We start from the raw sequence: 13,692 nt of genomic DNA on the forward strand, positions 1-13,692 counted from the left end.
GTCCGTCCGCAAAAGTTCCGGCCCAGATACACCCCGTATCGTCGGCCTGCAGGCAATAGACATGATCGGAAATCATGCCGTTGTCGCGTGTATACTGCCTCCAGGTTCCGTCTGCCGTACGGATATGCAGAATGCCCTGACCGTTGGAAGCGATCCAGACATCGCCTGCTTTGTCGCAACAGATGTCGAACACATAAGTCTGATCGAATGGCGTAGCGTATCCGAGCCATTCAGCAGCGGTGTGGAAACGCCCGTCTGTCGATTCGACGTAAATACCTAACCGGGAGCCTATCCACAGATTGCCGTGCGTATCCTCACACAGAGCAATCACGCAGTCGTCCAGAAAGTTCGGCTGGTTGAAATGATTGATCTGCCGAACCTTGTGCTGCGTTTCGTTATACACCCAAATACCGGCGTTTTGCGTTCCGAAATACAGTTCCCCGGTAGTCGAGCGGCGGATGATCGTATTGACGGTCGAAGTGTAAGGAAGCGACTTCAAATCGGGATGCTCGTGGTAATCGACGATTTTACCGCTTCGAATGTTGTATTTTATAAGGCCGAAATCAAGCAGCCCGAACCAGAAGTCGCCGTTTCCGGCGTAATACATACTTCGAACAGAACTCGTGTTGTAACGGGTTCTGATCGGTTCCAGCCGATCGGACTCGAATTTGGTTCCGCTGGTCTGGACCTTGCAGACGCCGCCACCCAACAAACCGATCCACATCAGTCCGTCACGGGTTCGAAGGATCGAATTCACCTCGTTATAGGGCAGGTCTCCCACGTTGTCGCCGGGAAAGAAATTCTGGAACGAATCGGGATTGTCGATGTCGTGGAGGATGCTCAACCCGCTGCGACCACCGATCCAGATGGTATTCTGCTCGGGATTTTCCTCAATATCGTAAATAATATCGTCGAGCAGCGAGTGCGTTCTGCCCGGCACGTGTTTATAATGCACGTAACGGGTCGGTCCCGGGGCCAGAGGATTAACCAGCCGCACCACTCCGGCGCCCCACGTACCCACCCAGATATTACCCGCGACATCACGTGCCAAAACATGTGCTTTACGCAGCACGGCATCGTCGCAAGCATAGGCGCGATCCTCACGGATATCATAACGCAACAAACCCTGATCGAAAGCGGCGATCCACAGGTTCAGTTTGTCATCCTTGATGATGGAGGTGACCGCCTTGACGGGACGACCCGCCGAATTGGAGATCGGGACGGGATGAAAATTACGGTCGAGCGCATTTTTGCGGAAAAGGCCCTTGTCGCCGCCGATCCAGATGCCGTTGCCCGTATCGCACAGAATGACTGCGATGTTGCAATCCGCCAACTCTGGATATTCGTCGGCCACGATGTTTCCCGAAACCTTGTCGAGCCGAAAAAGGCCGTGCTCGGTTCCGATCCACAGGTTCTTGTCGTGGTCCTCGGCAACGACATTGACGAACGTGTTGAACAACCCGTTCGAAACATCACGCATACCGTAGGTGATGGCTCCGTATCCATCGTAGCGGGCCAATCCGTTATAAGTTGGAATCCAGATATATCCATCGGAATCCTGATAAAGTTTGCGCACTTCGTTCGACGGCAAAATGTCGGAAGGTAACGGGGTGAAACGCACCTGAGGAAAAGACTCGGCAGCAACGATCTGTATCTCGGAAAGGACAAATCCGATGCAGACTATGAAAAAACGGGATATAAGAAAGCGACGATGCATAACGGGTATTTTCGGAAACTAAAGTATACATTTTTTTCGGGAAACACAACTGCATCCCGCCGAATTGTACGATCATTTGGCCGAAAGAGAACGGCGCAATACGGCTCAAAACGTCCGGACAACTGCAATTTCGCCTTTATTTCAATAAGGTATCCGTATACGGGAAAGAATCTTTCCGGAAAATATTCAACCCCGCGGCCGATAAAAATTCATTCTTTTGTAACTGCTTTCCCAAGTCCCCTAAAGAACGAACCGACCCTGATAACGATATGACAACAAAAACAGATCTTGTACGTCGAATAGTATCTTTGGCGTTTATGTTGCCGATACTCTGTGCCTGCGGCCGAAAATGGACGGTCGAGCCGCATGACACCTACTGTCTGATTCGGCAAGACGGAGGACAGACTCTGGGCTATTTCCCCGGATCCGGCGTCCGTATCTTATATTCCGACGGATACGCTTTCAAAGACCTGAACCGAAACGGGATTCTCGACTGCTACGAAGATTGGCGGTACACCCCGGAAGAACGGGCGGAAGACCTTGCAAAGCGACTCTCCGTCGAAGAGATTGCCGGATTGATGTTATACAGTTCCCATCAGGCCGTCCCGACGGATTCGGTAGGTTACTGGTCCTCGACCTACAACGGGACCTCGCTCCGGGAAAGCGGACTTCCCCACTCGGCTGTTTCGGACAAACAGCGGAAGTTCCTCCGGGACGACAATCTCCGGGCCGTGCTCGTCGTCCGGGTTGAAAGTCCCCGCATTGCAGCCGAATGGAACAACAACATGCAGGCCTTCGTCGAAGGCCTCGGACAAGGCATTCCGGTCAATATCAGTTCCGATCCCCGGAATGAAACCCGAGCCTGGGCCGAATACAACGCAGGGTCAGGAGGAAAGATTTCGTTGTGGCCCAGTCCGCTCGGGCTGGCCGCTACGTTCGACCCCGAACTGGTCGAAAAGTTCGGACGGATCGCATCCGCCGAATACCGCGCCTTGGGTATCGCCACAGCGCTGTCGCCGCAGATCGATCTGGCGACCGAACCCCGGTGGAACCGGTTCTACGGTACCTTCGGCGAAGACCCCGATCTGGACACCGATATGGCGCGGGCCTATATCGACGGATTCCAGACCTCCGTCGGAGCTGCCGAGATTGCGGACGGCTGGGGGTATGAAAGCGTCAATGCCATGGTCAAACATTGGCCGGGCGGCGGCCCGGAAGAAGGCGGACGGGATGCCCATTTCAGCTTCGGGAAATACACTGTTTACCCCGGCGGAAATTTCGAGCAACACATCCGGCCCTTTGTGGAAGGAGCTTTCCGCCTCAACGGCAAGACACGAAAGGCCGCAGCCGTCATGCCCTATTATACGGTTTCCCACGGGGTGGACCCCTCGGGAAAAAAGGTCGGCAACGGTTTTAGCAAATATATCGTCACCGATCTGCTGCGGAACAGATACGGATACAACGGCGTCGTCTGCACGGATTGGGGCATCACGCACGACTATTCCAGCATCGAGGAGGCTGACGGCAAATGCTGGGGAGTGGAGGCATTGAGCATCCCGCAGCGGCATTACGAAGCGCTCAAAGCCGGAGTAGACCAGTTCGGCGGCAACAACGACAAAGGTCCCGTGCTGGAAGCCTACCAAATGTGGACCGCCGAATTCGGCGAAAAATCTGCCCGGGAGCGGTTCGAACGTTCCGCCATAAGGTTGCTGCTCAATATTTTTCGGACCGGTCTGTTCGAAAATCCCTATGTAGACCCGGACCGGACGGAAGCGACGGTCGGGAATCCGGAATTTATGCAAGCCGGTTACGAAGCGCAGCTCCGGTCGGTCGTCCTGCTGAAAAACCGAGCGGAAACCCTGCCCGCATCGACCCGCCGGAGCGTATATCTGCCCGAATGCGGACAATCCCGCCTACCTGTAGACACCTCTTTGGTCAAACAATATTACGAATTGGCAGAAAGCCCCGAAAATGCCGACTTCGCGATCGTTTTTATCGACGAACCCGACGGAGGCTGCGGATACGATGCGGCCGATCGGGAAAAGGGCGGCAACGGTTATGTCCCGATCAGCCTGCAATACGGCGACTACACGGCCCGCCACGCACGCCCCGAGAGTATTGCCGGCGGGGACCCGAAAGAACCGTCCATCGACCGGAGTTACCGCGGGAAAACCGTCCGGAGTTCCAACCGGGAAGAGTTGAAACGGGTACTCGGAACGAAACGGCAGATGGGAGACAAGCCCGTCGTGGCTGTCGTTTCCACGACCAGACCGTTCGTTCCGGCCGAATTCGAACCTTCGGCCGATGCCATACTGCTTGCTTTCGGGGTACAGCGTCAGGCCGTGCTGGATATTATCTCCGGCCGGCGGGAACCGTCGGCACTTCTGCCGATGCAATTGCCCGCAGACATGAAAACCGTGGAACAGCAGCATGAAGACGTTCCGAGAGATATGGTTTGTTATACGGACTCGGAAGGAAATACATATGATTTCGCTTTCGGGCTCGACTGGAAAGGTGTCATCCGGGATGCAAGAGTCGAAAAATACAAATAGTCAAGAAATCGCATGAAGAAGCTGTTTTCAATTATTGCACTTTGCCTCGTCGGTACCGCGACGAACGCCCAGGCCCCTTATGCCCAGTTTCAGGGCGGCATGATCGGCTGCATAGAGCCGCAGGGCTGGATCGAGGAATTCCTCCACCGCCAACAAACGGGACTTACGGGACATCCCGAGGCGATGTCCTATCCGTACGACTCCTGCCTTTGGGCGGGTGAGATCGGACGTAACACCGAAACCTACGGAAGCGACTGGTGGCGCTACGAGCAGACAGCCTATTACACCGACGGTCTGCTCCGCCTGGGTTACCTGCTCGGTGATCGGGAGATGATCGCCAAAGCCGAGGAGGGGATTCGCTACACGCTGGCCAACGCATCGTCCACAGGTGTTTTGGGCAACAAAGCGATTGAGTCGATGTGGCCCATGTGTGTCTACTTCCGGGTGCTGCAAGCCTATTACGAGCGCACGGGCGATCCGGCGATCCCCGCAGCCTTGGAAAGGCACTACATGAACTTTACGCAGGAGCAGGTCGAGAAATGGCGCAACATCGTCAGCATCGAGGGAATGTTGTGGACTTACGGCAAAACCGGCAATGCGAAGTTGCTGGATATTTGCGAGAGAGCCTACAATGGCGGAAAATTCGGGGACCTGACGCCCGCAGTCGCGGCCGGCGACGAACGGTTCGTCATGCATGGCGTCACCTGCATGGAAGAACTGAAACTCCCGATGCTGCTCTATGCCTATACGGGCAAACGATATTACCTGGACCTTGCACTCAACGCCGAACGCAAGCTCACCCGCGACCACATGCTCCCCGACGGCGTTCCGGCCAGTGCGGAAGCGCTCGTCGGAAACGGGAACGTCATCAACAGTCACGAAACCTGCGACATTTCCGACTACACCTGGACGCTGGAGCAATTTCTCCTGACCACGGGCGAAGTCCGGTGGGCTGACAAAATAGAAAAAGCGGTCTTCAATGCCGGACTAGGAGCCGTTACCAAGGATTTCCGATCGTTGCAGTATTTCTCGTCCGTCAATCAGGTAATCGCAACGGGGCGTTCAAATCACAACGAATTCTTCCACGGTTCGACCTGGATGGCTTTCCGGCCGACGCATGAAACGGAGTGCTGCGCCGGAAACGTTCACCGTTTCATGCCCAATTACGTCGCACATATGTGGCTACGCGGGAAAGACGGCTCTATTGCCGCTGCGCTCTACGGACCTTCGGCTGCAACGTTCGACCTGCCGAACGGCCGACAGTGCCACATCGCACAGCGGACCTCCTATCCGTTCGACGGGGAGATCGAGTTCTCCTTCGGCCTGAAAGAGAGGACGGATATCCCGTTTCTGCTGCGCATTCCCGCATGGTGCAGGGATGCCAAAATATATGTCAACGGCAAACTGTGGCGAGACGCATGTCCCGCCGGCACGTTCGTGACCCTCCGGCGCAAATTCAGGAACGGCGACCGGATTCGGTTGTGTCTCAGCATGCAACCCGTCATGAACACCGTTCCCGGACAGGGAATCTACGTGCAGCGCGGACCTCTGCTCTTCTCCTATCCTGTTCCCCAGCGGAAAACAGCCGACCGGACGGTCTATGCGAATATGAACGGCAAAGTTCCCGGCAACCCCGAATTCGAATGCTGGAGCATCGAGCCTGCCGGACCTTGGAACTATGCCCTTTGCTCCGATCCGGTCATACCCCTGAAGGTCATTCGGACAAAACCCGCAGCCGCAGGAAGCTATCCGTTCGATCCGGAACATACGCCCGTGAAAATCTCGGTTCCCGTCAAACCGATCGACTGGGAATTGGAAAAAGGACGCTACACGCCGCGCCTTCCGGCCGAAGGGATAGCCCGCGCCGTATCCGACCGTATCGAATATCTCGAACTGATTCCCTACGGATGCACGGAACTCCGGCTTACTGTTTTCCCGCAATGCAATTAAGAATTCAAACCGAACCCGAAATGAACATTTCCCCGCTCCGACTTCTCGTCAACCGGACGATCCGGACTCTTTGCCCTGCACTCCTGATGCTACCGGTAGCCTGTAGTGAAAGCGGACTCACGATCCGCGTCATCGATCCTTTGACCAATGTTCTTCCCGGAATCGTTTACCCTCCTGCCGGGGACGATACCGTTCGCGTGGCCCGCGGCGAGAACGCCGTTCTGCAATTCGTTATCTCCGCTGACGACTCCGTAGCGGCAATGACTCCTGTCCTTCGGAGTCTTAAAACAGAGCAGGGAACTTCGCTCGACAAAGCCGTTCTGGGCTGGGTCCGGAACGTACAGGCTTCCCACGCCTACGTGCCGGCGGCCCCCGATGCCCTGCAATCACCGTCCGGAGAATATCCCGATCCCATTCTGACCGACACCACCGTATCTATCGCCGTAGGCGGGACAGCTTTGCTCTGGTTGGACATTCCGATTCCGGCCGATGCCGAAGCGGGGCTTTACGAAGGATCGGTACGCATTTCCGGGCTAAAGAACGGAAAGCGGATCGTTGCCGACCGACAATTCACCATACAAGTTTATCCGGTCACGCTTCCCGAACAGTCGTTATTGGTTACCAACTGGTATTTCCCCGATAAATTCTCTTTCATGAACGACAACGAATCCGTGGAGGACGATTCACCGGCCTATTGGGAATGTATGCGGCGGCTCGTCGAAACCGCCTCGGCCTATGGTCAGAACGTCTGGTTGCTCTACGAAACGGGAACGCCGGTTCCGACAGCCGACGGCAAAGGGCTGACGTTCGATTTCTCACGGATGGACAAAACGATCGAATTCCTGCTCCGACACGCCGACGTACGGCTGATCGAGGCCAACCATTTCGCCAAGCGGTCCCGCAACGGGTGGACCGATCCTTTCTGGGCCAACGTACCGGTCCCCGACGGCAAGGGCTCCTATGTTTATCAACGTCTGCCCCATGACGACCCGCGCGTGCAACGATACATCGCAGCGTATTTTCCGGCTCTGCAGGAGCATTTGCGTTCCAGAATGATCGATGACGGAAGCGGCCGCAGTTGGCTCGACATCTACACACAACACATTGCCGACGAACCGCTCAACGAAAATAAGACCTCCTGGGAAGGATTGGCCCGCCAGGTAAAACAGGCTGCCCCCGACATCCGAATCATCGAAGCTTACCGTTCTTCGTCCTACGACCCGGCGCTGATCGACATCCTCGTGCCACAACTCGACGAATTCGTATGGGAAATCTATCGAACAATGCCAGCCGGACATAGTTGCTGGTTCTACACCTGCATGTATCCCCGGGGGAATTTCGCAAACCGTTACGTAACACTGCCGCTCATCAAGACACGCCTGCTGCATTGGATAAACTACAAATACGACTCTCCGGGATACCTTCACTGGGGCTTCAACGCATGGGGAGCGAACGGCGATCCTTTCGGAGACGTTTCCGCCCCCGCCAATGACTGGCCCGGCGGCGACTCGCATATCGTCTACCCCGGTTACCGTAAGCTCTACCCGTCGATTCGGCTGGCAGCCATGCGTGACGGCATCCGTGACTACGACCTGCTGAAAATGGTTGAGGCCCGGGATTCGATCCGTGCACAGGCTTTCGTCAATGCGATCATATTCGATTTCGACCGGTACGACACGTCAGTGTCCAGATTCCGGCAGATTCGCCGGGAAATATTGGATTTTTTGGAAGACATGCATTAATCGGAATATTCAAGCAGTCAATCTCTGATTCAGTTCAGCAGATAAAATAATCCCGTTTGTCAGTTTTCGGTCGGTATCCATATATGGCTTAAAAAAGGGGCGCGACAGGGGAGCGACACCGGCCTCGCAGGGCGAGCTGTACCTTTGTCGGACAAATGCCAATTTGTCCGACAAAGGTACAGCTCGCTGTTATCTGGCGATAACAAAAATCCGCGGCGGAAATTTTTTGTGAAAACTTTGAAAAACCTCCGCTACGGCTTTCGAGGACGGGTCTTTCCCGGTTGCAATATTACAACCGTCCGGGCACCAAAACAAGCTCTCGGTGCGGACTGGAGCGGTCGTGGCCGGACATCAAAACCGAGGTATTTCAGTCGGTGGTATCCTGCATCATGAAAGGTAGGTTTTCTTGTTCCGTTCATTATTCCGATATAAACTGCGTGAAGCAGAAAATGGTATTTTGAATGGTTTAAACCATAAAACCAGACACACACGCTTTACAAGCATAAAGCGAACGTTCAATCTTAAAAACATTGTACCATGGATTCATTAAAAGAAACCGACAACCTCGCAACAAAACCATCGAAGCGTCCCCGTATCGAAGTCGACGAAGAATTGATGCGTCAGATGATCGCCGGACAGGCCCCTTTGGATTCGAAAGTCATCCGCCGGATTCCCGAACCGGAAGCGGAAAATACGGACGCTCCCGAGGGAAAGACATCGGAAACGGTATCCGGAGCATCGGCTCCGACTGCTGAAAGGACAGACGTCAATACCCAAACGAGTGACGTAAAGGAGCTGGCCGGATTCCGTCGCAAAAAGATTCCGCTGCCGGATTTCGAACGCACGTTCTTTGCCCCGGCGGACTGCCGTAACCGTTCGGCGATCTATATCAGTGCGGCAACCAAGTACAAAGTATCGACAATCCTCCACTTATTGGGAATGAGAATACAAGGCTTACAGCTTTGGTCGACAATATGCTGCGCTTTGTAATCGGAATTTACAGCGACGAGTTGAATTATCTCCACGAGAAGAAGAACAACAGACGACTATTTTAAACAGACAATGCGATAAGCGATTACTTTGGGTTTCTGATATGGACGTAGCGAAGCGACTGGCGTCCGAACCGCAGAATGTCGCCTTTTCCGACGATAGCGACCAGCAAAATGCCGGGGATGGAAATACGCAAGGCTCGCCCTCGGGCGATTCGCATGGCCTTGCGTATTTCCATCTCCGGCGTTTAATTGCCTCTCGGCGGGAAACTTGTAATCGCCGTTGTCTTTCGGATTAGCCGTCGCTCTCTTCTTTCAGAGTCGGGAACTGGAATCTATCGCCTATTTTATCCTCTATTCGGCTTATCGCATTGCCTATCATTTGGTTTGTCACCTTGGCATAAATCTGAGTCGTGGTCGTATATTTATGCCCTAACATCTTACTGACTGTTTCCAGTGGAATACCGTTCATCAAGGAGACCGTCGTGGCGAAGGTATGCCTTGCCGTGTGGAATTTCAGATTCTTCGCAATCCCGCATTGTCGGGCGATATGTTTCAAACTGGCGTCCGAGGATTTCAAGGAAGCGACCGGGAAGACCTTTCCCGGATTCTCGGGAAAGAGCCGGTTGAATCGGTTGGCAGGAATACGATACTTTTCAAGAATAGCTTTCGCAACCGGAAGTAGTTTTACCGTAAACGGTACTTTCGTTTTCTGACGGATACTGCTAATCCACCATGCTCCGTTCGGAGTTTGTTTCAACTCCTCATAACTTAGTTTGGCCAGATCGGCATAGGACAGGCCCGTAAAACAACAGAACAGAAACATATCCCGTGTCCGATCCTGACGCTGCTGCTTGACTTTGCCGATAATTAGTTTATTGATTTCTTCTTCGGTGAGATATTCAATTTCCGGCTGGTCGGCAAAGTAGTAGTAATAGGCAAACGGATTCTTCTCCATTTGCCCGTCGTTAAACGCTTTCTTGACGATATGCTTCAGTGATTTGATCTCAACGCTGATCGTCGTGTCGGCAAGGCCCTTGACATGTTTCAGATAGGCGGCAAACTTCTCTGCAAAAGACTGATCCAGTTCCACAAGGGGTATATCCTTGACTTTATAGTCCTGACAGATGAAAAGACTCAAATCGCGTCGTAGCGTTTGATAACGGAATAAGGAATGGATAGTACGGTCCACATCTATACGGTTCTTGTACTCTTTGCAGAATTCATCGCATAACTCCAGTAACAGTTTATACCTTTTACTGAAACCCAGATAGGCGTTCTTCACCTTATCGGCGGAAACATATCCGTCATGGTCGCAGATAGACTGGTAATGCTTTCCGATCTGGATACGGATATTATCCAGATAGCGGTTGATACGGTCGGCTTCGAGGCTTTTGCCTTTGGCTCGACCGCCCTTCACCTCCCACAGATGGGGAGGAACGCTAAGTTTGGCGCTGAACTGGGCGATCGTACCGTTGACGGTAATACGGCCCATGACGGGAACAACCGGCTGAACTTTGTGTTTGTCCTTTTTGAGGTAGAACAGAACCTTGAATGTGCTGCGCATACTCCGATGAAATTTGGGGGTTAAAACTAATTTCCTCAGAGTTGTCTGTCAAGATGAAGCGCGATGCAAGAAATTGCAAACGAATATTTTATGCAAAATACAGCAAAACAGACGAGGTAACGATCTGGAAACCGTAACCTCGTCTGGAATTACCTTATTATGCTTGGAATCCCTCGAAGAAGAAACCCTGTGCAAAGATTAAATCGCTGAATATTTAATATTTACACCCATTTTCTCCTCTCGAAAAACGAATGGGTAGTACTCAGGTACGCTCCTCGGCGCATCATGCAGGGCTTCGACCTGACCGAAAGCGGCAGCATCTATTATTCGCAGGTCGGCTCCGACGGCGCGACGCTCAACATCTGCCGCGCCGCGGGTCCGGGGCTGAACGCGCAGACCGACTACATGATCCTCAAATACTTCGGCCACGGCACGCAGATCGTCGCCGAGGAGGCTTCCGACGGCAAGACCTACATCTGGCTCAACAGCAACGCCTCGGTGGACAAAAGCGGCGAATACGGCGACAACTGGTCCGTGTCGCGGGTCGAATTCGTTCCGGGCGCGACCTCCGACGCCGGCTATGCGGGAGAGACCTTTTTCCTCAACAAGGACGGACAGTACGACCAGCAGGTCTCGATCGACTTCGGGGCGCGCCGCCTGCTCATCGGTTCGCGCAGGTCGGGCGTGCGCTACTTCTGGATTTTCGACCTCGACGAAGCGTTGGCCCTGCCGCTCAAGAAGATGACGGCGACGGTGACGGTCGGTTCGGCGGGCAGCGAACCCGTGACCCGCGAGATCGAGGCCCGCGACCTGAACGACTGCCGCGTGCTGGGCGGTTTCTCGGTGCCTGCCGGTTCGGACAAGGAGAACGACGTCTACTCCTATTCGCATCAGGGACACGAAGTGGCGGGCAACTACGTCTACTTCTACGAAGGCAACGCCGTCGAGACGGGCGCCGATTCGTTCGAATCGAAAGCCTATGTCACGGTCTTCAACTACAGCGGCAAGATCGTCGTGCCGCGTACCGAAGTGGCGGCCGTCGCCGACAAGGCGGGACTTGCCGCCGCGGGACTTACGACCACGGGCTATGCCGAGGGCGAGAGCCTGAAGGTGCGTGACGGCAAACTCTATCTGGGCGTGGCGTGCCGCGACGGATCGTCGGGCAACCGCCGGGCCAATATTCTTGTCTACGACTGCGTGCAGGGCGAATGACGCTCTGCGCCGTAAAACGACGAAGCCGGGGTTCGATCCCCGGCTTCGCTGTTTTCTATGGGCGAGTGTGGTTTTTTCCGTGCGAACGGCGGTTCAGTTTGCGCCTGCGTATGCGGTTTATCCTGTCCGGGAGGGCTGCACCCGCCTTTTCCTCCTGACTCCCGACGGCTTATATCGGCAGGTGCTCTTCGAGCGTGCGGCGCAGGTGGTCGCTGTCGAGGTGGGTGTAGATTTCGGTGGTGAGGATGCTCTCGTGTCCCAGCATCTCCTGCACCTGACGTATGCTTGCGCCCCCTTCGAGCAGGTGCGTGGCGAACGAGTGGCGGAAAGTATGGGGGCTGATGTGCTTGTCGATGCCCGCGCGCTCGACGGCCCGCTTGAGGATCGTGAAGACCATCACGCGCGTGAGCTGTCCGCCGCGGTTGTTGAGAAACACCGTCTCCTCGCCCGAACGTGCGCTGCGCCGCTCTTCGAGATACCGCTGTATCTTGTCCCGCGCCGTGTTGCTGATCGGCACCAGCCGCTGTTTGTTGCCTTTGCCGATGACGCGGATGTATCCTTCGCCGAAAAAGAGGTCCGAAAGCCGCAGCGAGGTCAGCTCGGAGACGCGCAGGCCGCACGAGTAGAGCACTTCGAGCATGGCGCTGTCGCGCAGCCCTTTGGTCGAGCGCATGTCGACCGTGGCGATGATGCTGTCGATCTCGTCGGTGGTGAGGATGTCGGGCAGCGGGCGTCCGAATTTGGGCGTATCGACGAACTCGGCGGGCGAAGTCTCGATCTGATCGTTTACCAGCAGGAAGTTGAAGAAACTGCGGATGCCGCACAGGCAGCGGGCCTGCGAGGTCTTTTCGCGTCCGCGGTCGTAGAGCCATGCCATGTAGCGCTCGATCATCGTTCCCTCGACCTTGCGGGGAGCGACGTCGTACTGGCGGAGGATGAAGTGCGCGAACTGGCGCAGGTCGCGCATGTACGATTCCACGGTGTTTTGCGAGAGACGTTTTTCGAGTTTGATATAGGTCCGGTAACGACGTCCCGTCTCTTCCCACTTTTTCGTATTTTCTGCCATCCTTTGCCTGCTATATTCCGAGATTATCGCTAACTTTGTCCGGGCTAAGATATATAAATTTTACATAATATGAACTATATAGCGTTGAATATTGCCTTTTCGGAGGATGAGCAGGCCGAAATACTCACCGCCGAGCTGGCCGACTATCCCTTCGAGAGCTTCGAAACCGAAGACGGGACGCTCAAAGCCTACATTCCGCAGGAGCGGCTGGCCGACTGCAAAGCCGGGGTCGATGCCCTGCTCGCCCGCTACGGCGTGCAGGGACGCTATATCGCCATCGAGACCCAGAACTGGAACGCCGTATGGGAGAGCAATTTCCCGGCCGTCGATGTCGAAGGCCGCCTGCTGATCCGTGCGCCGTTCCACGATCCCGCCCCCGAAGGGGTCATGGAGGTGGTCGTCATGCCCAAGATGTCGTTCGGGACCGGACACCACGCCACTACGTGGCTCGTTTCGCGCGCCGTGCTCGATCTGGGCGTCGCGGGTCGCCGGGGACTCGACATGGGCAGCGGCACGGGCGTGCTGTCGATCGTCGCCGCCAAATGCGGCGCGGAGCACGTCGATGCGGTCGATATCGACGACTGGGCAGACGCCAACTGCCGCGAGAACATCGCCGCCAACGGTGTCGCGGATCGCATTACGCCGATGCTGGGCGACGTGCGCCGCATCGCCGGACGGCATTACGGTTTCATTCTGGCCAACATCAACCGCAACATCCTCTTGGCCGACATGCCGGTCTATGCCGCCGCGCTCGACGCCGGAGGCGATCTGGTGATGAGCGGATTTCTGGAACCCGACGTTCCGGCGATCACGGCCTGCGCCGAAAAACTGGGACTCAGGCCCGTTGCTACGGCGGTGAAGGAGGGCTGGGTGACGGTACACGTACGCAAGGAGTAG

Annotated in this window: 9 protein-coding genes and 1 pseudogene; 6 read left to right on the plus strand and 4 right to left on the minus strand. The window is 55.2% G+C overall.

Going from position 1 to position 13,692, the window contains the following annotated elements:
• Positions 1 to 1,591 (minus strand): ligand-binding sensor domain-containing protein (locus HMPREF9720_RS03290; RefSeq protein ID WP_302621230.1); only part of this gene is annotated, 1,591 nt, incomplete at its 3' end.
• Between the two features lie 443 nt (positions 1,592 to 2,034).
• On the opposite strand from HMPREF9720_RS03290, the gene HMPREF9720_RS03295 reads away from it, so the two are divergent.
• The 4 genes and pseudogenes from HMPREF9720_RS03295 (at position 2,035) to HMPREF9720_RS03310 (ending at position 9,016) form a co-directional block, all read left to right on the plus strand.
• The gene (locus tag HMPREF9720_RS03295) at positions 2,035 to 4,269 is read left to right on the plus strand and encodes a glycoside hydrolase family 3 protein (RefSeq protein WP_039939745.1); all 2,235 of its coding nucleotides are present in this window, start codon (positions 2,035 to 2,037) and stop codon (positions 4,267 to 4,269) included.
• A gap of 12 nt (positions 4,270 to 4,281) precedes the next feature.
• Positions 4,282 to 6,219: a beta-L-arabinofuranosidase domain-containing protein gene (locus tag HMPREF9720_RS03300; protein ID WP_009596812.1), complete on the plus strand. Its 1,938-nt coding sequence runs from the start codon at positions 4,282 to 4,284 to the stop codon at positions 6,217 to 6,219.
• A 20-nt stretch (positions 6,220 to 6,239) separates the two neighbouring features.
• Positions 6,240 to 7,961 carry a DUF4091 domain-containing protein gene (locus HMPREF9720_RS03305; protein WP_039939746.1) on the plus strand — a complete coding sequence of 574 codons (1,722 nt, stop codon included), beginning with the start codon at positions 6,240 to 6,242 and terminating at the stop codon, positions 7,959 to 7,961.
• A gap of 537 nt (positions 7,962 to 8,498) precedes the next feature.
• Positions 8,499 to 9,016: pseudogene (locus HMPREF9720_RS03310) on the plus strand (DUF3408 domain-containing protein).
• Between the two features lie 20 nt (positions 9,017 to 9,036).
• Here HMPREF9720_RS03310 and HMPREF9720_RS15585 read toward each other — a convergent pair.
• Complete coding sequence (locus HMPREF9720_RS15585) at positions 9,037 to 9,189, minus strand: hypothetical protein (protein ID WP_009596878.1); 153 nt, start codon at positions 9,187 to 9,189, stop codon at positions 9,037 to 9,039.
• Between the two features lie 56 nt (positions 9,190 to 9,245).
• Entirely contained in the window at positions 9,246 to 10,517 is a 1,272-nt protein-coding gene (locus HMPREF9720_RS03315) for a site-specific integrase (RefSeq protein ID WP_009596809.1), read from the minus strand.
• A 285-nt stretch (positions 10,518 to 10,802) separates the two neighbouring features.
• Here HMPREF9720_RS03315 and HMPREF9720_RS03320 point away from each other — a divergent pair, with 285 nt between their 5' ends.
• Positions 10,803 to 11,729, plus strand: coding sequence for a hypothetical protein (locus HMPREF9720_RS03320; RefSeq protein ID WP_009596819.1), 927 nt, complete (start codon positions 10,803 to 10,805; stop codon positions 11,727 to 11,729).
• 169 nt (positions 11,730 to 11,898) lie between these two features.
• Here the strand turns inward: HMPREF9720_RS03320 and xerD are convergent, their stop codons facing one another.
• Positions 11,899 to 12,795 carry a site-specific tyrosine recombinase XerD gene (xerD, locus tag HMPREF9720_RS03325; protein ID WP_009596903.1) on the minus strand — a complete coding sequence of 299 codons (897 nt, stop codon included), beginning with the start codon at positions 12,793 to 12,795 and terminating at the stop codon, positions 11,899 to 11,901.
• Between the two features lie 69 nt (positions 12,796 to 12,864).
• Between xerD and prmA the strand changes: the two genes are divergently transcribed.
• Positions 12,865 to 13,692, plus strand: coding sequence for a 50S ribosomal protein L11 methyltransferase (prmA, locus tag HMPREF9720_RS03330; protein WP_009596826.1), 828 nt, complete (start codon positions 12,865 to 12,867; stop codon positions 13,690 to 13,692).

Origin of the sequence: Alistipes sp. HGB5 (assembly GCF_000183485.2) — a bacterium.
GTDB classification, from domain to species: domain Bacteria; phylum Bacteroidota; class Bacteroidia; order Bacteroidales; family Rikenellaceae; genus Alistipes; species Alistipes finegoldii.

Bases quoted from the DNA above. Each gene is read 5' to 3' on its own strand.
- HMPREF9720_RS15585 (WP_009596878.1), bottom strand. From the start codon at position 9,189: ATGGAAATACGCAAGGCCATGCGAATCGCCCGAGGGCGAGCCTTGCGT.
- HMPREF9720_RS03320 (WP_009596819.1), top strand. From the start codon at position 10,803: ATGCAGGGCTTCGACCTGACCGAAAGCGGCAGCATCTATTATTCGCAG.
- HMPREF9720_RS03315 (WP_009596809.1), bottom strand. From the start codon at position 10,517: ATGCGCAGCACATTCAAGGTTCTGTTCTACCTCAAAAAGGACAAACAC.
- HMPREF9720_RS03300 (WP_009596812.1), top strand. From the start codon at position 4,282: ATGAAGAAGCTGTTTTCAATTATTGCACTTTGCCTCGTCGGTACCGCG.
- prmA (WP_009596826.1), top strand. From the start codon at position 12,865: ATGAACTATATAGCGTTGAATATTGCCTTTTCGGAGGATGAGCAGGCC.
- xerD (WP_009596903.1), bottom strand. From the start codon at position 12,795: ATGGCAGAAAATACGAAAAAGTGGGAAGAGACGGGACGTCGTTACCGG.
- HMPREF9720_RS03295 (WP_039939745.1), top strand. From the start codon at position 2,035: ATGTTGCCGATACTCTGTGCCTGCGGCCGAAAATGGACGGTCGAGCCG.
- HMPREF9720_RS03305 (WP_039939746.1), top strand. From the start codon at position 6,240: ATGAACATTTCCCCGCTCCGACTTCTCGTCAACCGGACGATCCGGACT.